The sequence below is a fragment of the Mesorhizobium sp. INR15 genome (assembly GCF_015500075.1).
Lineage (GTDB): Bacteria > Pseudomonadota > Alphaproteobacteria > Rhizobiales > Rhizobiaceae > Mesorhizobium.
Genome location: NZ_CP045496.1, coordinates 6291199 through 6314062 on the forward strand (window position 1 = coordinate 6291199; position 22864 = coordinate 6314062).

General features: G+C 62.5%; 22 protein-coding genes. 8 read left to right on the forward strand and 14 right to left on the reverse strand.

Annotated features, from left to right (window positions below; all coding sequences use genetic code 11):
• The first annotated feature begins 3 nt into the window (after positions 1-3).
• The gene (locus GA829_RS30575; RefSeq protein WP_195176269.1) at positions 4-1137 is read left to right on the forward strand and encodes a DmpA family aminopeptidase; all 1134 of its coding nucleotides are present in this window, start codon (positions 4-6) and stop codon (positions 1135-1137) included.
• Between the two features lie 75 nt (positions 1138-1212).
• Here GA829_RS30575 and GA829_RS30580 read toward each other — a convergent pair whose 3' ends face one another.
• From GA829_RS30580 to GA829_RS30610, 7 genes are all read right to left on the reverse strand, one after another.
• Entirely contained in the window at positions 1213-1461 is a 249-nt protein-coding gene (locus GA829_RS30580; RefSeq protein ID WP_195176270.1) for a DUF768 domain-containing protein, read from the reverse strand.
• A 427-nt stretch (positions 1462-1888) separates the two neighbouring features.
• Positions 1889-2704 (reverse strand): NAD-dependent epimerase/dehydratase family protein, encoded by an 816-nt coding sequence (locus GA829_RS30585; RefSeq protein ID WP_195176271.1) that lies wholly within the window; start codon positions 2702-2704, stop codon positions 1889-1891.
• Positions 2705-2814: 110 nt separating this feature from the next.
• The gene (locus tag GA829_RS30590; RefSeq protein WP_195176272.1) at positions 2815-3594 is read right to left on the reverse strand and encodes an SDR family oxidoreductase; all 780 of its coding nucleotides are present in this window, start codon (positions 3592-3594) and stop codon (positions 2815-2817) included.
• The gene (locus GA829_RS30595) at positions 3587-4477 is read right to left on the reverse strand and encodes an aldose 1-epimerase (RefSeq protein ID WP_195176273.1); all 891 of its coding nucleotides are present in this window, start codon (positions 4475-4477) and stop codon (positions 3587-3589) included. Before GA829_RS30595 ends, GA829_RS30590 begins: the two co-directional genes overlap by 8 nt.
• 13 nt (positions 4478-4490) lie before the next feature.
• Positions 4491-5441, reverse strand: a complete 951-nt coding sequence (gene araH / locus GA829_RS30600) for an L-arabinose ABC transporter permease AraH (protein WP_195176274.1) — start codon at positions 5439-5441, stop codon at positions 4491-4493.
• A gap of 10 nt (positions 5442-5451) precedes the next feature.
• A complete protein-coding gene (araG, locus tag GA829_RS30605) occupies positions 5452-6963 on the reverse strand; it encodes an L-arabinose ABC transporter ATP-binding protein AraG (protein WP_195176275.1) in 1512 nt (503 codons plus the stop codon).
• 67 nt (positions 6964-7030) lie between these two features.
• The gene (locus tag GA829_RS30610; RefSeq protein ID WP_195176276.1) at positions 7031-8023 is read right to left on the reverse strand and encodes an arabinose ABC transporter substrate-binding protein; all 993 of its coding nucleotides are present in this window, start codon (positions 8021-8023) and stop codon (positions 7031-7033) included.
• A 260-nt stretch (positions 8024-8283) separates the two neighbouring features.
• On the opposite strand from GA829_RS30610, the gene GA829_RS30615 reads away from it, so the two are divergent.
• From GA829_RS30615 to GA829_RS30645, 7 genes are all read left to right on the forward strand, one after another.
• Entirely contained in the window at positions 8284-8973 is a 690-nt protein-coding gene (locus GA829_RS30615; protein ID WP_258052374.1) for a FadR/GntR family transcriptional regulator, read from the forward strand.
• Positions 8974-8981: 8 nt separating this feature from the next.
• On the forward strand, positions 8982-10130 hold the full coding sequence (gene dgoD, locus GA829_RS30620; RefSeq protein WP_195176278.1) for a galactonate dehydratase: 1149 nt from the start codon (positions 8982-8984) through the stop codon (positions 10128-10130).
• A gap of 122 nt (positions 10131-10252) precedes the next feature.
• Positions 10253-11965 carry an IlvD/Edd family dehydratase gene (locus tag GA829_RS30625; protein WP_195176279.1) on the forward strand — a complete coding sequence of 571 codons (1713 nt, stop codon included), beginning with the start codon at positions 10253-10255 and terminating at the stop codon, positions 11963-11965.
• 8 nt (positions 11966-11973) lie between these two features.
• Positions 11974-12885: a dihydrodipicolinate synthase family protein gene (locus GA829_RS30630; protein WP_195176280.1), complete on the forward strand. Its 912-nt coding sequence runs from the start codon at positions 11974-11976 to the stop codon at positions 12883-12885.
• A 202-nt stretch (positions 12886-13087) separates the two neighbouring features.
• Positions 13088-13780 carry a response regulator gene (locus GA829_RS30635; RefSeq protein ID WP_195179870.1) on the forward strand — a complete coding sequence of 231 codons (693 nt, stop codon included), beginning with the start codon at positions 13088-13090 and terminating at the stop codon, positions 13778-13780.
• Positions 13777-14943, forward strand: coding sequence for an ATP-binding protein (locus GA829_RS30640; RefSeq protein WP_195176281.1), 1167 nt, complete (start codon positions 13777-13779; stop codon positions 14941-14943). The genes GA829_RS30635 and GA829_RS30640 overlap by 4 nt, the downstream gene beginning before the upstream one ends.
• A 358-nt stretch (positions 14944-15301) precedes the next feature.
• The gene (locus GA829_RS30645) at positions 15302-16102 is read left to right on the forward strand and encodes a VirK/YbjX family protein (protein ID WP_258052019.1); all 801 of its coding nucleotides are present in this window, start codon (positions 15302-15304) and stop codon (positions 16100-16102) included.
• Between the two features lie 13 nt (positions 16103-16115).
• On the opposite strand, the gene GA829_RS30650 is transcribed toward GA829_RS30645, so the two are convergent.
• The 7 genes from GA829_RS30650 to GA829_RS30680 all read right to left on the reverse strand — a co-directional run bounded on the left by GA829_RS30650 (position 16116) and on the right by GA829_RS30680 (position 22803).
• Positions 16116-16430: a hypothetical protein gene (locus GA829_RS30650; protein ID WP_195176283.1), complete on the reverse strand. Its 315-nt coding sequence runs from the start codon at positions 16428-16430 to the stop codon at positions 16116-16118.
• Between the two features lie 80 nt (positions 16431-16510).
• On the reverse strand, positions 16511-16870 hold the full coding sequence (locus tag GA829_RS30655; protein ID WP_210337713.1) for a hypothetical protein: 360 nt from the start codon (positions 16868-16870) through the stop codon (positions 16511-16513).
• 322 nt (positions 16871-17192) lie between these two features.
• Complete coding sequence (locus GA829_RS30660) at positions 17193-18797, reverse strand: GMC family oxidoreductase (protein WP_195179871.1); 1605 nt, start codon at positions 18795-18797, stop codon at positions 17193-17195.
• 88 nt (positions 18798-18885) lie between these two features.
• Positions 18886-19923 carry an extracellular solute-binding protein gene (locus GA829_RS30665; RefSeq protein ID WP_195176285.1) on the reverse strand — a complete coding sequence of 346 codons (1038 nt, stop codon included), beginning with the start codon at positions 19921-19923 and terminating at the stop codon, positions 18886-18888.
• Between the two features lie 107 nt (positions 19924-20030).
• Positions 20031-20819, reverse strand: coding sequence for an ABC transporter permease (locus GA829_RS30670; RefSeq protein WP_195176286.1), 789 nt, complete (start codon positions 20817-20819; stop codon positions 20031-20033).
• Positions 20816-21715, reverse strand: a complete 900-nt coding sequence (locus GA829_RS30675; protein WP_195176287.1) for an ABC transporter permease — start codon at positions 21713-21715, stop codon at positions 20816-20818. Before GA829_RS30675 ends, GA829_RS30670 begins: the two co-directional genes overlap by 4 nt.
• Positions 21712-22803 carry an ABC transporter ATP-binding protein gene (locus tag GA829_RS30680; protein WP_210337714.1) on the reverse strand — a complete coding sequence of 364 codons (1092 nt, stop codon included), beginning with the start codon at positions 22801-22803 and terminating at the stop codon, positions 21712-21714. Before GA829_RS30680 ends, GA829_RS30675 begins: the two co-directional genes overlap by 4 nt.
• Positions 22804-22864 lie beyond the last annotated feature (61 nt).

Below are 22864 nucleotides of genomic sequence, written 5' to 3' on the forward strand. Positions count from 1 at the left end.
GCCATGACAGACAATTCACACCATCGCACAACACCTTCAGGCAAGCCGCGCGCGCGAAGCGTCGGCATCGGCTTTAACGGTACTCCTGGCACGTTCAATGCCATCACCGATGTGCCCGGTGTCGCGGTCGGGTATTCGACGCTGATTTCGGGCGACGGCCCGCTGGTCGCCGGCACGGGCCCAGTGCGCACCGGCGTGACCGCCATCCTGCTCAGACCACGCGCTGAACTCGCCACGCCGGTGTTTGCCGGTATCTTTAGCCAGAACGGCAATGGCGAATTGACCGGCTCACACATCGTCGAGGAGACCGGCGCCTTCAATTTCCCGATCACCATCACCAACACCCATTCCTGCGGTGTTTCGCGCGATGGAACGTTGCGCTGGATGCAACGGGTGCTGCCCGAGGCCCTCGACAGCGCCTGGGGTCTGCCGGTGGCGGCCGAGACCTATGACGGTTTCCTCAACGACATCAATGGCCACCATGTGACATTCGAGCATGTCACCGAGGCGCTCGACGGTGCAAGCAGCGGGCCGATCGAGGAAGGCAGTGTCGGCGGCGGCACGGGCATGATCACTTTCGGCTTCAAGGCCGGTTCAGGCACCGCGTCCCGAATGGTCGAATGGCAGGGCCGACGCCATGCGGTCGGCGCTTTCGTGCAGTCGAATTTCGGCAAGCGGCACAATTTCACCATTCGCGGTACTCGCGTCGGGCCAGAACTCGCCGAACCGGCAGTTCGCGAAGGCACGCCCCGCGCGGAAAAGGGCTCGATCATTGCCGTTGTCGCGACCGACGCGCCGTTCCTTCCACATCAGATGAAGCGGCTTGCCCGCCGCGTGCCGCTTGGCGTCGCCATGACCGGCGGCTTTGGCTATCACAGTTCAGGCGACATCTTTCTCGCCTTCTCGACCGCCAACCCAGCGGCTGCCCTGGCGCCATCAGGGCGGATGGCCAATGCCGATTTCATCCCGGACACCGACATCGACCCATTCTTCGACGCTGTGGTTCAGGCCGTAGAAGAGGCGATCCTCAACGCGCTGGTCGCCAATGACGACATGACAGGGCGCGACGGCAATTTCGTGCCTTCGCTGCCGAAGGCGTGGCTGAGCGACAGATATGGTCAGCTTCCCAAGGGATAGGCCACGCACGATTTGCGCCGCCTGGGCGATCCAGTGCTTGGATAGCTGGTCTGGAGCGGCGCCAGCAATGGCGCCTTACTTCGCGGGCGTGCCTGAAACCTGCTCGCCGGCCTCGGCCGCTTCCTCGAGCCGTGACGCAATGAGTTCCTGAATGTCGCCGACTTCTTCCTGAATATCTTCCAGCGGGATGCCGGCTTCAGCCGCCTTGGCCGCGCATTCCTTGGCCAGGGTTTCGGCCTGCTTTTCGATCCTTGCAGCCGAAGGCTGGCAGTGGACCTTTTCGCCGATCCATCCCCGCAAGAACTCGATCGCGTGTTCACTCATACTGCTATTCCCTGGCGGCTATGCCGGTTGGTAATCATAAACGTCAACATCCCGCAAAGGATGCATGTTCCCATTCGAACCGAGTCGGCGCCGACCGGCAAGCCGATCTCGTCCAAGTCCACAGAGCGGAAGGAAATCGAGGGTTCAAGGACATTTCTGATTCTGGAGGATACTGGTACCGTTGGCTGGGATCGCATGCAACCCTACGTACTTGTTTCTACTCGCTTTTTCTCGGCCACGACCACCGATTTGTGTCACAATAAGTATCACAATACGTAGCACATTTTGCTGCTGCTTGGTGGCGCAATCATAGGTACGCGGTCGAAGCCGCCGCTATATAGTGACATCCTCATGCAATGTCGACTCCGCTGGCGCTTCTGCTTCTTTCCGTCGCGGAAGCCGCTTTTTGATCGTGAAGCACACATCGTCACCAGCCCATCAGCCGCCCCATGAGGCGCGGCATGCCGACTTGCGCCAGCCAGGCGCCCCATTCTGTCATCCGGACGCTCGGGGACAGGCTCGCGGGGGCTCCATCCTGTGGAGAAAAACCGAGAACAGCGCGCGTTTCGTCAAGAGACCAGCGCATTCCAGGGTTGTCGGACATCAGATTGACCACAGCGAAACCCATCACCGGAGCGGTGATCGCCGCCGTCATCCCATCCAGGAAATCCCGGTCGCTCAGCCACATCTGCTGCCCCCAGCGGCCCAGTCCCATGTGCGGCCCAGGCTGGTTGTCAGGCGTGGCCTGGATCCAGCCGATGCGGGTGCAGATCACCGTCATCCCATGCGCAGCGGCAAAATGAGCGCCGATCCGCTCGCCAGCCATTTTCGACATCCCGTATGGGGTGACCGGATCCGGAACGGTGTCGGTGCCGAGGCGATCCCCGCGAAATCTAGAGCCGCCCAGTACCCAATTCGAGCTGGCGAAGACCACACGAGCCACCCCTGCCTGGCGCGATGCCTCGAAAAGATTGAGCACGGCATCGATGTTGTGCGGTATCGCGGTCTTCCACCCTGAAACAGGCGAGCTCTCGGCGGCAAGATGGATGACAACGTCCTGCCCGACAAGTCTTGCCGTCCATTCGTCGTCCAACCGGGACAGATCCGCGGCATGGATTGGCACGGGACTGGATTCCGCCCGCAGATCGAGGCCGGTGACAAGATGCCCTGCCGCCCGCAGATGCGCGGCCAACTTGACCCCAAGATTCCCGGCGGCCCCCGTCATCAAGATTTTTTTGCCCATCGGATTTTCCGCCCCCAGAAAGCAAGCAGCTTACCCGAAATCGGGCTGGCAGGAATCCGGCAAATTGCCTTCAGCCGCACGCATTTCAGCGCCGTCTTGAGCGATCCGCGTCACACTGCGTGCTGGAGCATGCTCAGGCCGCCATCGGCGACAAGGCAGGCCGCGTTCATGAAGCGGCATTCGTCGGAGATCATGAACACCGCTGCAAGGGCGATCTCGCGTGCCGACGCGATGCGGCCGCCAGGGTGCAGCGCCAGCGTGGCGGCACGGGCGGCATCGGGGTCGGGGAACGAGTTCCAGTAGTCGATGGCCTTCTGCGTCTCGACATAGCCTGGCGCCAGTGCATTCACCCGCACGCCCTTGCCGGCATATTCGAGCGCCAGCGACTTGGTCAGGCCAAGCAGGGCGTGCTTGGCGACAGGATAAGGGAAGGTGTGCGGAATGATGGTGAAGCTGTGGGTGGATGCGATGTTGAGGATCGCGCCATCTCCGCTAGCGATCATTCCCGGCAACACCGCCTTGCTGCAGTTCCAGGCACCCTTGACGTTGACGTCGAAGTTGCGGTTCCACTCGTCCTCGGTCGTGTCTAGCGGCGTCGAGAACACGTTGACGCCGGCATTGTTGATCAGTGCGTTGATGGGGCCGATCTCGGCTGCGGCCTGGCTGACGGCAGCGGCAATCACGGCCCCGTCGCTAATATCGGCCGCCGCATATCCGACATCGCCGTTCGGTGCGCCAAGACCGGCCACGGCCTGGCGCAGCAACGCCCCATCGCGGTCGACGAGAAAGAGCTTTGCCCCCTCGGCAAGGCAAGCCTCGGCAATGGCCAGACCGATGCCTTGTGCGGCACCAGTCAGGAAAATGCGTTTGCCGAGAAGGCGCTCAGCCATTGCTTGCACTCCAGTCGAAAACAGTCATTGCCAAATCCGCGCCAAGTGTTTCACCCGGAGCGAGCACCTTGAGCCCCATGAGGTCGGTCCCGCAATGCTTCAACGCGTTCGGCGTATGGCTCATCGGCTCGAAGCAGAAGAAGCTCTTGTCGCTATCGGGCGCGTAGAGCATGTAGCGCCCAAATGCCGTATCCGCCTCGATCTTGACACCAAGACGCCGTTCCGGCCAGACGATGCGCGCGACACCATTCCAGCCTTCGAAGCCGTTGTTCAGCCAGCGGTCCGGCAACAGGCGCGCGGTGGAGAAATCGACATCCTCGGCAATGGCATTCCTGTTGGCTGGAAGATGTCCGTCACGCTCGGTCCACCAGGCCTGGGCCGGTGCGGAAAGGGTCGTCAGCGGCGTGCGCGGAAAGAAGGGATGGAAGCCAAGGCCGAACGGCAACGCGAATGTGCCGGTATTCTCAACCGAAAGATGGAGTTCCAACCGCGCTCCGGCGAGTTGGAATGATTGTCGGGCATGATACGCATAAGGCGAGGCAGTGTCGGCTCTCTTGTCGAAGCTCAGTCCGACGTAGTCGGCACAATGCTCCCCGATCTCCCAGGTTCCCAGCCAGCCGTCGCCATGAATGTAGAGCGGGTCAGCGGCATTCGGCGAGAGCGTCACCATACGGCCGCCGAAGGAAAACGCGTTGTCCTCGACGCGATTGCCGATCGGCATCAATGGAAAGCAGGCACAGTCCGCGACGCCGAATTCGGCCTGGCTCTTGTAGGGGCGCAGGAACGGCACGCCGTTGGCGGTGTGTCCGTCGACGATCGCACCGCCGCGAGGACTTATCCGGACGTTCAGCGGATCGCTGGCGAGGGATATCCAGGCTGACATGCCCCTCCCCGGCTCAACGCCGTCCCAGGGCCGACGAACGCAGATTGTCGAGCAGGACCGCAAGCAACAGGATCATGCCGCGCACGATGTACTGATAGAAGGCCGGGATGTTGAGCAGGTTCATGGCGTTTTCGGCGATGCCCATGATCAGCACGCCGACAATGACGCCGGACATGGTGGCGCGGCCGCCGGCGAGCGAGACACCGCCAAGCACGCAAGCCGATATGACCGACAGTTCCAGTCCGACCGCGGAATTGGGCTGTCCGGACGTAATGCGCGAAGCCAGCAGGATGCCGGCGATGCCGCAGACCACACCCTGAAGCGCGAAGATCCAGATGCGCGTCCTGTCGACATTGACGCCGGCCAGACGCGAGGCCTCCGGGTTGCCGCCGATCGCCAGCGTGTTCTTGCCGAAAACGGTTCGGTTCAACACGAAGCCGAAGATGCAAAACAGGATGGCCAATACCCACACCGGCGTCGGTATGCCGAGCAGTTTCGACAACGCGAGCTGGTAGAAATCAGGGCTGTTGATGCCGACGGCTCGGCCGTCCGAGGCGATCAGCGCCAGGCCGCGCACGATCTGCATGGTCGCCAGCGTCGTGATCAGGGCGTTGATGCGGAATTTCGCGATGACGACGCCGTTGATGAACCCGACGAAGCCGCCACAGGCGATTGCCGCCACGAGGCCAAGCATGATGGAACCTGTGTAGTTCGACGCCATGACCGCGACCATGCCGGCAAAGGCGACGATCGATCCGACCGACAGGTCGAAGTCACGCGCCGCGAGGCAAAACATCATGGTGCAGGCGACGATGCCGACGGTGACGACCGATTGCAGCAGGCCGAGCATGTTGCGGTCGGTGAGGAAGTTCGGAACCAGCAGCGACACCAGCGCGAAGGCGACGATGAAGATGACGACGAGCCCCTGTTCGCCAAGCAGGATCTTCTTCAACTGGTCGGTCATGCCAATGTCCTCAAGATGCGATCGCGTCAGGGGTTTTTGTGTCTGGAAGGGCAGCGGCCAGGATCGCCTTTTCGGCAAACTGGTCGCGCGTGAGTTCGGCGCTGATCCGCCCGCCACACATCACCAGGATGCGGTCGCAGATGCCCATCACCTCCGGCAGTTCGGACGAAACGACGACGATCGCCATGCCGTCTTCGGCCAGTTGGTAAAGCAGTTCATAGATCTCCGACTTCGCGCCGACGTCGATGCCGCGCGTCGGCTCGTCGACGATGAGAACCCGCACCCCTTGCTCGGAAAGCCAGCGGCCGAGGATGACCTTCTGCTGGTTGCCGCCGGAGAGGTTGATGATGTCCTGCTTGCGCGACGGCGTGCGCACCTTCAGCTTGTTGATGAAGGTTTCGGCCGTTGCCACTTCGCTGGCACGGTTGAGCACGCCAAAGCGTGTGTGATGGCGCCGCGACGAGATGTTGATGTTCTCCTCGATCGAGCGGCCCTGGATTATGCCGTCATGCTTGCGGTCTTCCGAGCACAGCACGATGCCGGCACGGATTGTGCCGTGCGGATCGGCCGCCTGGATCACTTTGCCGTCCACCGCGATCGTGCCGCCCGAACGTGGGTCGGCGCCAAAGACCAGCCGCATCAGTTCCGAGCGTCCTGCGCCGATCAGGCCGAAGAAACCGACGATCTCGCCGGCGCGGGCTTCGAAACTGGCGGGTGTCTTCAGCTTCGCGCCTGAGACAGCATCGACCTTGAGGCGAACATCGCCTGCCTTGCGCGGGCGAAAGCCCCAGATGTCCGAAATTTCGCGGCCAACCATTTCGGCGACTACCTGGTCGCGCGTGACACCCTTGAGCGAGGCATGGTGGGCCGCGAGCTTGCCGTCGCGCAACACGGTCAGGCTGTCGCAGAGCCGGAACACCTCATCGAGGCGGTGCGACACATAGATGATGACCTTGCCTTCCGCGCGCAGGCGATCGATGAGGGTAAACAGGATTTCGCTTTCGCGCGACGACAGCGACGAGGTTGGTTCGTCCAGGGCGATGACGCGCGCGTCCAGCATGATCGCCTTGGCGATCTCGACCATCTGCCGTTCGCCGATCGACAGCGTCTTGACCTTGCGCCGCAGGTCGATGTCGATGCCGGCCGATTTCAGTTTGGCGCCGACCTCTTCCGCCATCTTGCGGCGGGCGATGATGCCCGCGCTCGCTGGAAAGCGGCCAAGGCTGAGGTTTTCAGCAACGGTGAGTTCGGGAACCAGCTGCAATTCCTGGTGAATGACGATGACGCCGTTATCGAAGGCATCCCTTGTCGAGGCGTAGGCCTGAACCTTCCCGTCGACACGGATTTCACCTGCATCGCCGTGCTGGTCGCCGGAGAGGATCTTGATCAGGGTGGATTTGCCCGCCCCGTTTTCGCCCATCAGGCCATGCACCGCGCCCTTGTCGACGCCGAACGAAACGTCCGACAACGCCTTGACGCCCGGATAGGTCTTGGTGATGTGCGAGAATTCGAGAAAGGACACGCGCTGATCCTTCTAACACCATGAGAAGCGGGCGGCGGACAAGCCGCCGCCCGCTTGCCCGGGAGGATTACTCGATGCCGAGGTCCTTGCGAACCTGCACATAGGTGTCGCGCTTGGCAACGGCACCCGCGGTCAGGATCAGCTTCTCGGGTTCCTTGTTGTTGGCGACCCAGTCGTACATGTTGAGCGCCGTCTCGTAGCCGTGACGCTTCGGCGAGATGATCACCGAGCCGACAAAGCCGGTGGCTGCCGGCTTCTTGAACTCGTTGATCGCCGAGTCCGCACCGCCGATGCCGACCGCGATGACGTTTTCCGCCGGGATGCCAACGCCTTCCGTGGCACGAACCGCGCCGAGCGCGGCTTCGTCGTTCAGGCCGAAAGCCACCCACTTCTTGATGTCGGCATGGGCGTTGAGAACCGTCGTCGCGGCGTTCAATGCCGCCTCAGTGTCGGTCTTGGCCTGGGGTGCATCGAAGATGCTCTCGGCCTTGAAGCCGTTCGCCTTCAGCACCGAGATGACGCCTTCGACACGATCGACCGCCGTTGGCAGCTGATCGTAGGAGACGCGGATGGCGCCGACCTCGTCGGCCTTCCAGCCGCGCGACTTCATTTCATCGACGATCGTCTGGCCGACGGCCTCGCCGATCTTTGTTGCCGAGATGCCCATATGCGGCACATCTTCCAGCGGCTTGCCGTCGGCGCCGACGAGGCGGTCGTCGACGGTCATCAGCTTGAGATTGTTGGCTGCCGCCTTGGCGACAATGCCAGGGCCGAGCTTCACGTCCGGCGTGCAGACGATAAAGCCCTGTGCGCCCTGCGCGCCGAGATTATCGATCGCGGACAGCAGCTTCTCACCGTCTTCGGCACCGATCTTGACGAGGGTGAAACCCTTTTCCTTGGCGGCCTGGTCGGCGAACTTCCATTCGTCCTGGAACCAGGGCTCCTCGGGTTGCTTGACGATAAAACCGATCTTTGTGTCCTGAGCATAGGCAGAAGCGATCGTCGTGACGGACAGAACGGCGAGCGCACCCGCGACGAGCGCGGTTTTCAAAAGTCGCATGATTTACCTCCCAGCAAAGGCCGGGCGTTCAGCCCGGGCACCAAAGTCTCTATTCGCTTTTATCATACTCGTCAATTGATCTGGTATGATAATTAATATACATGCTCTGATCAGTGGCCGCTGGCGCAAATCAGCCGCGTCCGCTAAGGCCGGACCGGCTGTGCGAAACAGGCAGGGTTCGCCGCCTTGGAGGAGGGGCTGAGGTGAACGAGGTTTTGAAAAAGACACAAGGTGACGCGGCTACCCGTCGGCCGCGTGTGATGCCTCAGGTGACGAAGGCCATGGCCTCGGACATTTTTTCCGGACGCTATCCGGCCGGTTCTTCCCTGCCGACCGAAAACGAACTTGGCGTTGAATATGGCGTGAGCCGCACCGTCATTCGCGAAGCCTTGAAGGTGCTGGCCGCCAAGGGCCTGGTGTTGTCACGGCCGCGCGTCGGCACCATCGTCTGCAACGAGGACGACTGGAACATCATCGACCCGCAGGTGCTGGCCTGGCACGCACCGCACGCGTTGGACGACAAGCTGTTCGACGCGATCCTCGAAACGCGCCGGGCGATCGAGCCTCTGGTCGCGGAACTGGCCGCCACGCGCGCAACGCTGCAGGAGATCGCGGATCTCGAAGCGGCGTGGAAAGGCATGGCGAATGCCGGAGAAGATCTCGCGGCATTCTCGCGCTCCGACATCGCTTTCCACCAGATCGTCTATGCGGCAAGCCACAACCCGATCTTCCGCCAGATTGGCAATCTGATCGATACCGGGCTCAAATTCTCGCTGGAAGCGACGGCGACGATTTCGCTCGACCGGCGCACGGAAGCGGTCGCCGCGCACCGCGAGGTCGTGGAAGCACTGCGCATGCGCGACGCCGAGGCAGCGCGCGCGGCGGCAAACCGGATTCTCAACCTCGCGGCGCGCGACCTCGTCAGCGCCAAGAAACTCAAGAACAACTGAGATACCGCATGAAAATCATCTCGCTGACCACCTACATCGTTCCGCCGCGCTGGCTCTTCCTGAAGATCGAGACCGACGCCGGCATCACCGGCTGGGGCGAGCCGGTCATCGAAGGCCGGGCGCTGACCGTCGAGGCGGCGGTCAAGGAGTTCGCCGACTATCTCATCGGCAAGGATCCGCGCCGGATCGAGGACCACTGGACGGTGATGCACCGCGGCAGCTTCTACCGTGGCGGACCGATCCTGATGAGCGCCATCGCCGGTATCGATCAGGCGCTGTGGGACATCAAGGGCAAGGCGCTCGGCGTTCCCGTGCATGAACTGCTCGGCGGCAAGCTGCGCGACACGATCAAGGTCTATTCCTGGATCGGCGGCGACCGGCCAGCAGAAGTCGCGGCTGGCGCCAAGGACGTGGTGGCGCGCGGCTTCACGGCGCTCAAGATGAACGGCACCGAGGAACTGCAGATCGTCGACAGCCACGACAGGATAGACGCTGCTGTCGAGCGGGTCGCCATGGTGCGCGAAGCCGTCGGTCCCAATGTCGGTATCGCCGTCGATTTTCATGGCCGCGTGCACCGGCCGATGGCCCGCATCCTTGTCAAGGAACTCGAGCCCTACAGGCTGATGTTCATTGAGGAGCCAGTGCTGAGCGAAAACCGCGAGGCGCTGAAGGAAATCGCATCGCTTGGCTCGACGCCGATCGCGCTCGGCGAACGGCTCTACAGCCGCTGGGACTTCAAGTCGGTGTTTGAGGAAGGTGTCGTCGACATCATCCAGCCCGACCTCTCCCACGCCGGCGGCATCACCGAATGCCGCAAGATCGCGGCCATGGCGGAGGCCTATGACGTGGCCGTGGCGCCGCATTGCCCACTTGGGCCTATCGCGCTCGCCGCATGCCTGCAGCTCGATGCCGTGAGCTACAATTGCTTCATCCAGGAACAGAGCCTGGGCATCCATTACAATGCCGGCAATGACCTGCTCGACTATGCCGCCAACAAGGACGTCTTCCGCTACGAGGACGGCTATGTCGCGATCCCGGATGGGCCTGGCCTCGGCGTCGAGATCGACGAGGACTACGTGAGGGAACGCGCCAGGGAAGGTCACAACTGGCACAACCCGATATGGCGCCACAAGGACGGCTCCTTCGCCGAGTGGTGAGATTCTCGCTGCCGGCGCGGGCCTCGATCACCTTGCGCTAATCTTGCGCGGACAGGTGATGCGCGGCCTGACCACGGGAGCAGTCAAATGATTTCTAACGGGCGATACCTGGAGCAGATGACGTGACCAAACGGCGCTCGCAACACTGGTTCGGCGGCCTCGGCAAGGACGCCTTCATTCACCGCAGCTGGATGAAGAACAATGGACTGCCAGACGACGCCTTCGATGGCAGGCCGGTCATCGGCATCTGCAACACGTTTTCCGAATTCACGCCTTGCCATGTGCATTTTCGCGGCCTGATCGAGCATATCAAGGCGGGCGTGCTGGAGGCCGGCGGCCTGCCGCTTGAATTCCCGGTTTTCTCCTGCGGGGAATCGAACCTGCGGCCGACCGCGATGCTGTTTCGCAATCTCGCCTCGATGGATGTCGAGGAGGCGATCCGTGGCAATCCCATGGATGGCGTCGTGCTGATGGCCGGCTGCGACAAGACCACACCGTCGCTGGTTATGGGCGCCGCGTCCTGCGACCTGCCTTCGATCGTGATCTCCGGCGGACCGATGCTGAACGGCCGCTTTCAGGGCCGCGAGATCGGCTCCGGCACCGACGTCTGGAAATTCTCCGAGGACGTGCGGGCCGGCGTCATGAGTGCTCAGGATTTCGCCAGCGCCGAAAGCGCCATGTCGCGCTCGCCAGGCCACTGCATGACAATGGGCACCGCCTCCACCATGGCATCGATGGTCGAGGCGCTTGGCATCGCCCTGCCCGGCAACGCCGCCTATCCGGCTGTCGACGCGCATCGCGCACGGCTGGCGCGGATGACCGGCCGCCGTATCGTCGAAATGGTCAACGAGGACCTGCGGCTCTCGGCGATCCTCAAAAAAGAGGCCTTCGCCAACGCCATCCGCGTCAATGGCGCGATCGGCGGCTCTACCAATGCCGTCGTGCACCTGCTGGCGATCGCCGGCCGCATCGGCACCGAGCTTACCCTGGACGACTGGGACCGGTATGGCCGCGATGTGCCGACCATTCTGGATCTCATGCCATCGGGCCGGTTCCTGATGGAGGACTTTTGCTATGCCGGCGGGGTTCCCGCCGTGATGAAGGAAATTGCCGATCTTCTCGATCTCGACGCGCTGACGGTGACCGGCAAGAGCGTGGGCGACAACATCGCCAATGCACGCAACGACAATCCGGAGGTGATCCGCCCGCGCGGCCGGGCGCTGACACAACAGGGCGGCATGGCGGTGCTGCGCGGCAATCTCGCTCCCGATGGGGCGATCATCAAACCTTCCGCCGCATCGCCCGAACTGATGCGTCATCGCGGCCGTGCCGTCGTCTTCGAGGACATCGAGCACTACAAATTAGTGATCGACGATCCGGCGCTCGACATCGACGAAACATGCGTCATGGTTTTGAAGAACAGCGGCCCGAAGGGCTACCCCGGCATGGCCGAGGTCGGCAACATGGCGCTGCCTCAGAAGCTTTTGAAGAAAGGCATCCGCGACATGGTCCGCATCTCCGACGCGCGCATGTCGGGCACGGCTTTCGGCACCGTCGTGCTGCACACCGCACCGGAAGCGGCGGTTGGTGGCCCCCTCGCCCTGGTGAAAACCGGCGACATGATCGAGTTGGATGTCGAGGCGCGCAGGCTTCACCTCGAGGTTTCGGATGCCGAACTGGCGCAGCGCCGAAGCGGTTGGACGCCGCCTGTCGCGGCGATGAAGGGCGGCTATCAGAGCCTTTATGTCGAGCGTGTCCTGCAGGCGGACCGGGGCGCCGACCTCGACTTCCTCGTTGGCTGCCGCGGCCATGCCATTCCGCGCGAAAGTCATTGAGGCCGGTCGTGACGAAATTCCAGCCCGACAGTTTTCACGGCATCCATGCCATCCTCTACGCATTGTTCGACGAAGGCGAAAAGCTCGACCGCGAGGCCATGCGGCGGCAGGTGAGTATCTGCCTGGCGTCGGGCGCTCATGGCATGGCCGCACTTGGCCTGGCGACCGAAGTCTCGAAGCTGACGGAAACCGAACGCCGCACGGTCATGGACTGGGTTGCCGAGGACACCGCCGCGAGGGTGCCGCTGGCGCTGACCATATTCGGCTCCTCCGTGGCGGAACAGGTCGCGCAGGTGCGCCATGCCGAAAGCGTGGGCGCCGACTGGGTGATCCTGCAGCCTCCCGCCGCCGGATCATACAGTGCGGCTGAATACATCCGCTTCTTCGGCCGTGTGGCCGAGGCAACCGACCTGCCGGTGGCGATCCAGAATGCACCCGCTTTCTTCGGACGTGGGCTGACCGCCGACGATATCCGCGACCTGATCATGCAGCATCCGAACATCCGGCTGATCAAGGGCGAAGGGCCGGTGGTCGATATCGCTGGCCTGATCGAACGAACGGACGGCCGCGTGCCGGTCTTCAATGGGCGTGGCGGCCTGGAGCTGATCGACAATCTGCGGATCGGCTGCCGTGGCATGATCCTGGCGCCGGATTGCATCGACCATGCCGTTCGCGCCTATGAGGCCTTTCGAAACGGCGACGAGGATACCGCGCAACGATGCTACGAGGAGATGCTGCCGGCAGCTGTCTTCGTCATGCAAGGCATCGAAAATCTGATCTGTTACGGCAAGCGCCTGTTCGGTGCACGCGCCGGTATCGATATCCATGATCGCGCGCCCGCCATGCGGCACAATGCAACCGGGCTTGCCATGGTGGAGCGCTTCGCAACCAGGCTCGGCCGATTGCCGCAATTGAGCTAAATCACACTTGGCAAGGTCTTTGAAGACGGTAGCGAGAACGCTTGGCCGGATAGTGATCTGTCAAGAATTAGCGGAGATTTGACGTAGATCCCATGTGGGTCGTCGCTTTTCGACGCGCGGGCCGGCAACCTACAATTGGCAGGATCGGTTTTTCACCGCATAAGGCCCACATCGAGCACTGACGGAGGGAGCCTTGCCAATGATCGACAAGGGTCTCATCCTTGTGGTGGAAGACGAGCCGGAAATCGCGCGGATCCTGGACGCATATCTCGTCCGCGATGGATTCAGGACCGTGCGGGCCGCTGACGGCGAGACCGCTTTGCAGCACCACAAGATGCTCTCGCCCGATCTCGTCCTGCTCGACGTCCGTATCCCGCGCCTTGACGGGTTCGAAGTTCTGGCCCGGCTGCGGCGCGAGGGCAATACGCCGGTGATCATGGTGACGGCCCTGGCCGAGGATATCGACCGCTTGTCGGGCCTCCGCCTCGGTGCCGACGACTATATCGTCAAGCCGTTCAACCCGCAGGAAGTGGTGGCCCGTGTCAATGCCGTGCTGCGCCGCACGCGCGGCGGCAACGCCAGCCCGGTGCTCAGCCACGACAATATCGAGGTCGACCTCGATGCCCATTCGGCATTCGTCAACACCGGCGCGAAGCGCGTGTCGCTGCCGTTGACGCTGAGCGAATTCCGTATCCTTGCCTATATGATCCGCCGGCCGACACACGCCATCGACCGTTCCGACATTCTCGACGCCTGCCTGCCCGACAGCGATGCGCTGGTCCGCACCGTGGACACGCATGTCGCCAATCTGAGGCACAAGCTCAGGGACCACGGCGCCGCCGGCTACCTCAGCCCGGTGCGCGGCGTTGGCTATCGTTTCGGCAGGCCACAATGAAGCGGCGTCTCTCGCTCAGCACCCTGACCGCCTCGACGATCGCGGCCATGCTGCTGCTCAGTGTCGCCATCATCTATGCGGGGATAAGCTGGTATTCGGACCGGATCGAGAGCCAGCTTCTCGAGAAGTTGCCGCCCCGGGTCAGCCAGGCCTATCGTGACATCTCGGCAGGCAAGACACCCGACCGGGACGACCTGATGGAGTTCGTCACCATGCTGCCGGCCTTCAATGAAGAAGGCAACATGCGCCTCTACGCCTCGATCATCGGGTTCAGTGTCCTGGCGGCCGTCTTTTGCAGCCTGATCGGCTACTGGCTGGCGCGGCGCATCAGCCGACCGCTCGAAATCCTGACCGTGGCCGCTGATGAATTGCGCGGCGGCAATTTCGCCGTGCGCATTCCGGCAATGGGCAAAGGCGCCAGCGAAATAGCGGCGCTGACCGATACGTTCAATGCGCTGGCCGCCGATCTCGACAACATGGAAAAGCGGCTGCGCTTCAACACGATGGCGGTCGCACACGAACTGCGTACTCCCCTCACGGTCCTGCAAGGATCGATCCAGGGCATGCTCGACGGTGTCTTCCCGCTCGATGACCGCCGCCTTCATCTTCTTCTTTCGCAGGTGGAAGGATTGTCGCGGCTGGTCGAGGATCTGAGGATGCTGTCGCTGGCCACGGCGCAGAAGCTGGTGACCGAGCGCAGCCGCGTCGATCTGGCGGTGGAAGCGGAAAGGCTCATCGATTCGGCCCGGCCAATTCTCGCCGCTGCGGGGATGACGATCGAAACCGATCTCAATGCCGTTCGAACGACGGCGGATTCGTTGCGTTTGCGGCAGGCGATGCTGGCGCTGGTCGAAAACTGCTGCCGCTATGCCGCCTCCGGCAAGGTCATCCGATGCGAAACCGGGCGCCTTGGCGACCACGAGGCGTTTGTCCGCATCATGGACCGGGGACCGGGCCTGCCGGATGAACTGGTCTCGCGCTCTCCCCTGGCGATGTTCATCACGGGTGATCCCTCAAGGTCGCGTGCGACTGGCGGCACCGGGCTTGGACTCTCGGTGGTGGATGCCATCGCCCGGGCCCATGATGGCCGGCTCCAGCTCAATCACAGGGAGGGCGGCGGCGCTTCGATCACGATCGTGTTGCCACGCCACCCTGAAAACTGAGGCCGGTATTTGAGGCGCTGCCGCGCACAATATCCAGCGGGTTTCTCCGCCGTTTCTTGACAAGCCTTGGGCAAAAGCTCGGTGCCGCGATGTCTCGTTCATCGCGGCAGTGGAATCAGCCCGAGGGAACGCCTTGCAGCCTGCCTGGAAGTTCGAAGCCGACGTGCCCGCGTGCGCGGACATCGCGTATCGCCCGCTGCTCGAGGATGCCTTGTGCGCTGGCCGGGCGGCCTCGCCAAAGCCGGTCCAGCCCGATCTGGCCCGGCCTTCCATCTGGCTTCAAGTCCTGGGGCTGGGACGTCGCCTGACACTCAAACGGTCGGTCGTTTTTTGTCTCCGTTTCCTTATCCGGCCGGCGATGAGCCTGAAGTGGATAACGTTCCTCGGCGATTTCGCCCGGCGGAAATCACTTGGGTGCCCACACGATGATCTCCTGCGCAAATCGCTGGCGACCTTTTTCGTTCACGGCGCCTCGGCGCGCGACCGGCTGAACCTGCTCACGGACAACTTTCGCATCGCCGGTGATGTGCTGACGCCTGACGTTCTGCGGGCGCTGTGGCGCGGCGATGCCATGGATGTCGGGACGGTCGAGGGGCGAAGCGAAAGCTACAAGATCCACCTTCTGCTCGCCGACCGTTGCGGCAGCCGTCACGAGGGTGTTTTCGCCGTCAGGATCTCGAGGATGCAGGACGGCTACACCTTGTGCACGGCTGGGTTCGTCTTTGTCCGGTGCGGCTATAGCGACTACAGCCTGGCGATTGGCGGCATGCAGGGACCGAGAGCAAGCGACGCGAAGCGCGCGCTGATCACGGCCACGCGATGCCTCGGCGGCCTGCGGCCCAAGGATGCGGTGCTTCTCATCTTGCAGGGACTGGTTTCGAACGGCAGCAGCGGGCACCTCCTGGCGGTTTCCAACGCCCGGCATGTCATCAACCAGCGCCGCCGCAAGCGCAGGCGCATGATGCACGCGAACCTTGACGACTACTGGATCGAGCGTGGCGGCGAGCCCGCCGCACCGTTCGGTTTCCGCTTGCCGATCAAGCCCATTTCCAGCGCGGAAGGCGAAAAGCGGCGCGCCCAAAGCAAGCTGGCCTTCTGGGAAGCCGGTCAAAGGCTTCTGTCGAAGTCGGCCGGCCCCGAAACAGGGGCAGCGCGCTGATCACCGGCTTCGATCAGGCTGTGCCGGCGATCCGCATGTGCCTGAGATCACGGACCTGGCAGCGCTCGCATGCCGTCATCAGCGCCATGCCGAGCACCTCGACATCGACCACCTCATTGGGCCTCCAGCCGCAGGGACATGCCTCGGGACCGGAATGCGCGTCGGCGACTTCCCTGTAGATCATACCGATTGACCGCGCCGCCAACCGCATCACCGCCATCGGCGGCAGGCCGGACTTGTGCATGATTTCGCAAAACTCGTTCATGATCGTCTTGCGGATATGCGCCTCCGCCTCTTCGTGGCGGCGCTCGACCTCGTTCTGCAACACTCGCTCAAGTCTCCAATTGTCACGTTGATGCCGGTGCGGATCACATCAGCAAGTCGAAGCGGGCCGGAACCAATCGTCCGTCAACCCACCTGTTTTCGGTCGGCAAAGGGAATGGCCCCATCGGTCGGCCCGGTGGCGATCGCGCGCCGCGCATCACGCGCCATGTCAAGCTCGCGCATCGCCGCGAACAGCGCCTCACGGTCGCGCAGATGCGCTTCATAGAGCCCCACGAAGATCGTGTTCGTCGACTCATGCGGCCCCGGCGCGTCGTTGGCCCGGGCCAGGCTGTCATGGGCCGCACGCTTCGCCTTGCGCACGGCGATTGCCCAAGCCTCGACCTCCGCGACACTTTCGCGATGGCGGCTCAACTCATCGGCTGAGTGTCCACTTGCTGGCCGGGACGGATCAGCGGGAGGGTACGAATGGATCACGCTGCCCATCTCCTGGCCACCGCCTCGGAAGCATGGGCGCCGCACTGCCGGCCAACAATCCTGGTCGGTGCGCGGAACTCCACAAGCCTTCTCCTGTCCTTCCGGTCGCTTCGTGACGAAGCAGCGTATCCTAGCCAGGAAAGATATTTGTGAAAACACAAAACTTCACTAAAAAAGTCAAGTTTAAGAAGCGTGCTTTCCAGCGGACGGCTTGAATGGGAAATGGCGGACGCGTCCTGGCCTCCGGCGCGCAAGGTGATGGCGATGGCCGTTTCGGCTGGCCATGGAATGGGCCGAAAGCCGGCCCATTCCCGCAACGGCCAATTCGGGTTCAGAGCGCTTTCAGCATCATGTCCGAAGCACGCTGTCCGATCATCATGCACGGTGCGTTCGTGTTGCCGCCAATCAGCGTCGGCATGATGGAGGCATCCGCGATGCGCAGCCCGTCGATGCCGTGAACCTTCAGTGTCGCGGGGTCGACGACGGCCATCGCATCGTTGCCCATCTTGCAGGTTCCCACGGGATGATAGACGGTCAGCGCTTCAGCCCTGAGATAATCCAGGATCTCTTCATCGCTGTGAACATCCTTGCCGGGCAGCATCTCCGTGCCGCGAATGCCGTCGAACTGGGGGGCGGCAAAGATGCGCCGGGCGATCTTGATGCCTTCGACGAGAACCTTCGCATCGCGTTCATCGGAAAAGAAGCGATGGTCTATGAGCACGTCGCGGTGCGAACCAGCCGCTGGCGACAGCTTGATTTCGCCGATGCTTCCAGGCCGCAGCACACAGGTGTGAATGGCATAGCCGTGGCCGTATTCGACCAGCCTGCCGCGATGGCTGCGGTAGCCCGGTACGAAATGAAACTGGATGTCAGGCAGCGCGCCCGCGTATTTCGTACGGGCAAAGCCGCCGGCCTCGACATAGTTGGTGGTCAGCATACCCTTGCGCCGGGTGAAATATCTGAACGGCGCCGCAAGCACACGCGGCAAATTTCCTAGGGAAAGGCCAAGTGTCTCGGTGCTGGAGGAACGCACCGTGATCATGCCGTCGACATGGTCCCGCAGGTTTTTGCCGATGCCGGGCAGGTCGTGGACCGGAGTGATGCCGATCCGCCGCAACTCTTCGGCGGGGCCGATACCGGACTGCAGCAGGATCGTGGGCGAGTTGATGGCGCCGGCTGAAAGCACGACTTCCCGCGTCGCCGTGAAGGTGCTGGCGCTGCCTTGATGGCGGACCTGCACACCTGTCGCGCGCGCGGCTGAAATGACGAGATGCTGCACCTCGCAATCGCTGAGAACCGTCAGGTTCTTGCGGCCAAGCACAGGGCGGACGAAGGCGGTGCAAGCGCTGAACCGCTGCCCGCGATCCTGGGTGACATTGTAGACGCCGAGGCCAAGCTGATTTTCGGCATTGAAGTCATCATTCCTCGGCAGGCCGGCATCCTTGCCGGCATCGATGAACATCCGGCACAGCGCGTTGGGGTCGCGCGGATTGTCGACCAGCAGTTCGCCATCGGTGCCGTGGTAGCGCGGATCCTGGCCAAGCAGGTTGCGCTCCAGCTTCTTGAACACGGGCAGCACATCGTCATAGGACCAGCCGGTGCAGCCGAGGCCTGCCCATTCGTCGTAATCGGCGCCTGCACCCCTGATATAGACCATCGAGTTGATCGAGGACGAACCGCCCAGCGCCTTGCCACGATTGACCGGAATCCTCCGGTTGTTCAAGCGTGGCTGGGGAACGCCGACATAGCAGTAGTCGTAGGTCGGATTGCCGTAGAGCGAGAGAATGCCGGCTGGCACTTTCACGCGCAGGCTCTGGTCGCTGCCGCCACCTTCGATCAGGCAAACCCGCACCGCTGGATCGGCGCTGAGACGGTTCGCCAGCACGCAGCCGGCGGAACCCGCGCCGACGACGATATAGTCATAGGTGTCGGTCATGGTCGCGGATTTCGGCACGTGACGCGCCGCCTCTACTGCATGTGCATGAGCGGATGGCCGGGATCGATCACGACCCCGGCCGATAGGATTACTGCAGGAGTTGCGTCCACACCTTGGTGACCAGTTCCTGCGCCGCCGGCGAGCAGGCCTGGCCCATCTTGACCGGCACGGTCGGGAACAGTTCCGGGGCGTTTTCCTTGTTGTAGAGCGCCTTGGGTGTGTCGATCTTCACCGGCGAGGAATGGCCATAGTAATTGTATTGCTGGGTGGCGTTGTCCAGTTGCGCCATGAAGTCGATGAACTTCTTGGCGTTGTCGATGTTGGCCGCACCCTTCGGCACGACATAGGAATCCAGCCAGCCGACCAGCCCTTCCTTGGGCATGGCGTATTCGACATTGGCCTTGTCGTTGCGGCGCAGCCGCATGGTGTTGCCGTCCCACCAGAAGTGCATGGCGACTTCGCCGCTGCCGACACGGTTTTCGATATTGTCGCTGGAATAGGCGGCGACGAACGGCTTCTGCGCCAGCAGCAGGTCGAGCACGCGCTTCATTTCCTGCGGGTCCTCGCTGCAATATTTGATGCCGAGATAGTTCTCAGCCGCCGGGATCACCTCATCGGGCTGCGCCAGGCTGGCGATCTTGCCCTTCAATTCGTCCGACGGCTCGAAATAGATTTTCCAGCTGTCGACCGGTCCCTTGTAGAGGTCGCGGTTGACGGTGAAGCCGGCATTGCCGAAGGCCAGCGGCACGGAATAGTGGCCAGTCGGATCCCACCACGGCTTTTGCCATTCGGGCAGCACCTGCTGATAGGCAGGCATGGAACCGGCGTCGATGTCTTCCAGCAGGCCGCTGTCTGCCATGATCTTCACGAAGTGCTGCGAGGGCGTGACGATGTCATAGCCGGACGATCCCGCCTGCAGCTTGGTCAGCAGATCCTCGTTGGAAGAGAAGGCATCGACCGTCACCTTGATACCGGTCTCCTTCTCGAATTTCGCGACCATCTCCGGCGCGATGGAATCGGCCCAGGCGTAGATGGAAAGATTGCCGTCGGCGTGGGCCGATCCGTTGAAGGCAAGGCCCATGGCACTGGCCATGGCAAGAATGGCAATACGCGTGTTTGTCGACATGTCGTTCCCCTGGTTGTTGTTTTCCCGGGGACGACGATAACAAACCGCTGCCTGCGTTAAATTTGTATCGCCCGACGCGATGGTTAGGAAAAAACTCGCTTGGCCGGCTACTTCTGCCGCTGCAGCAGAAACGCGACCGTCGCCAGCAGCACCGACACAATCATGATCAGCGTCGAGATGGCATTCAGTTGCGGCGACACGCCCTGTTTGATCAGCGAGAAAATATAGACCGGCAAGGTCGTTGCCCCACCCGAATTCAACAGGTTGCTGGTGATGAAGTCATCCATGGAGATGACGAAGGCAAGCATCGCGCCGCTGAACACGCCTGGCAGGATCAACGGCAGCGTGACGCGCCGGAAGGCAACCCATGCAGAAGCGTAGAGGTCGCGCGCGGCTTCTTCCAGATCCGGGTCCATGCCTTGCAGGCGGGCGCGAATGGGCAGGAAGGCGAAGGGAATACAGAAGGTTGTGTGCGCGACCGTCAGCTTCAGCAGACCATTGGTGAGCCCGATTTCGGAAAACAGGATCAGCACCGCCACCGCAACGACGATTTCAGGCAGGAGCAGCGGCAAATTGACAACCGTCTCCGAAACACGCCGGAACCGCACATCCCTGCCACGCACGAGGACGAGCGCGGCCATGAGCGCGACGGTTGTCGACAAGACGGTGGCGATGGCCGCGACGAACAGCGAGGTCTTGACGGCGCCGACCAGGGCCGAATTCGACAAGGCGGCCGAGTACCAGTGCAGGGAAAAGCCGCCCCAGTTGGCAACGATGCGGTTGGCGTTGAAGGAGTAGAACACCACTACCGCGATGGGCAAATAGAGGTAGAGGAAGAACAGCAGGCTGAACAGGCCGAAGCCTGGATAGCGCCTTACGTCGGTGCCGGCGCTCATTTGCCAAGCTCCCGGCTTTCCCGACGTATGGCGCGCAGCCCCCTTGAGACCAGGAAGATCAGCACCGCCGCCATCAGCACGATGGAAATCGCCGCGCCAAGCGGCCAGTTGCGGGCCGCGCCGAACTGCAGCTGGATGAGGTTGCCCATCATCATCGTCTTGCCGCCGCCGAGCAATGTCGGCTCCAGCACCGCACCAAGGCACGGCACGAAGACGAGGATCGAGCCGGCGAGCATTCCGGGCTGGCACAGCGGCAGGATGACCCGCCGCAAGGTGGTCAGGCGGCTGCCATAGAGGTCGTGGGAGGCCTCAACCAGTGTCGGATCGAGCTTCTCGATCGAGGCGAAGATCGGCAGGATCATCAGCGGGATGTAACTGTAGACAAGGCCGATCAGCATGGCGGTATCGCCGAACAAGAGGCTGCCCATGTTCTCGACAAGGCCAAGCGCGCGCAACGCCTTGGCGATAACGCCGTCATTGCCGAGGATGATGATCCACGAATAGACGCGCACGATCATCGAAACCCAGAACGGCAGCGTCACCAGATAGATCAGGCCTACCTTCAGCCCCGGCCTTTGCAGCGAGATGAAATAGGCGACCGGGAAGCTCAAAAGCAGGCAGATGAAGGTGGTGACCAGCGACAGGATAAGCGTCCTGGCGACGACGATCAGATATTGCGGATTGAACTCCAGCTCACCGGTCCAGCCCTCGTTGAACAGGATCTGCTTGTAGGGAGCCGTGGTGAAGACATAGTCGAAACCGCCATAGGGACCGCGTGTCGAAAAAGACACCAGGATGATGATGCCGACCGGAACGATCAGCGTCAGCAACATGATGACATGGGCCGGCAACAGGCCCAGGACATTCCAGCCCGGCGGTTTCAGGCGCCGCGTCATGCGCCCAGCACCCTCGCCGATTCCGCCGAGAAGCCGACCTTGATCGGCTGGCCCACCTCGAATGTCCGGCCTCGGCTCAGGCTGTTGCGTTTGGAAACGCGCAACCGCGTGGTTCCGGTCTCCACCACATAATGGGTGTAGCCGCCGAGATAGTTCGCGCCGACGATCGTGCCGTCGACAACGATCTGGTTGTCCTGCGAAGGAAGGCTGATCTTCTCGGGCCGTATCGACATCACCGCTGGGGCGCCGACCGCTGCCTGCTTGTGCGGCACGATCATCGTCATGCCAAACGGGATCGACACCGTGGCGTGATCGCCCTTGACGGAAAGCACCTCGGCATCGAGGAAATTGGTCTCGCCGATGAAGTCGGCGACGAACCGGTTCGACGGTTCCTCATATATGTCGGCCGGCGTCCCCAGTTGCTGGATATGGCCGTCGCCGAGAACGCAGATGCGGTCCGACATGTCGAGCGCTTCTTCCTGGTCGTGCGTGACGAAAACAAAGGTGATGCCGGTCTGGCGCTGCAGCGTGCGCAGTTCGTCGCGCATGGCTTGCCTGAGCTTGAGATCGAGCGCCGAGAGCGGCTCGTCGAGCAGCAGCACTTCCGGCTCCGGCGCCAGCGCCCTGGCAAGGGCGACCCGCTGACGCTGGCCGCCCGACAGTTGCTGCGGCTTGCGGGCGGCGAACTGTTCCATGTGGACGAGCCGCAGCATGTCGGCGACACGCTTGTCGCGGCGATCTTTCGTCCAGCCGAGATTTTCCAACCCGAAGCCGATGTTCTGCTCGAGCGTCATGTGCGGGAAGAGCGCATAGCTCTGGAACACGGTGTTGACGCGCCGCTTGTGCGGCGGCAGGCCCTGGATGTTCGAGCCGCGCAGCGAGATCGCCCCTGTGGAGGGCTGCTCGAAACCGGCGATCATGCGCAGAAGCGTGGTCTTGCCGCAGCCGCTGGGGCCAAGCAACGTGAAGAACTCGTTCTCGTAGATATCGAACGTGACCGGCTTGAGTGCCTGGTAATTGCCGAAGGTCTTGGAGACGCCCTTGATCTCGACCGCCTTGTTCATCTCAATCAGGCGGCTCTTGTCCATGATGCGGTCTCGGAGGGGAGGAGTGGCGGCCGGATCATCGGGCCAGCGATCGCGGCAGCGC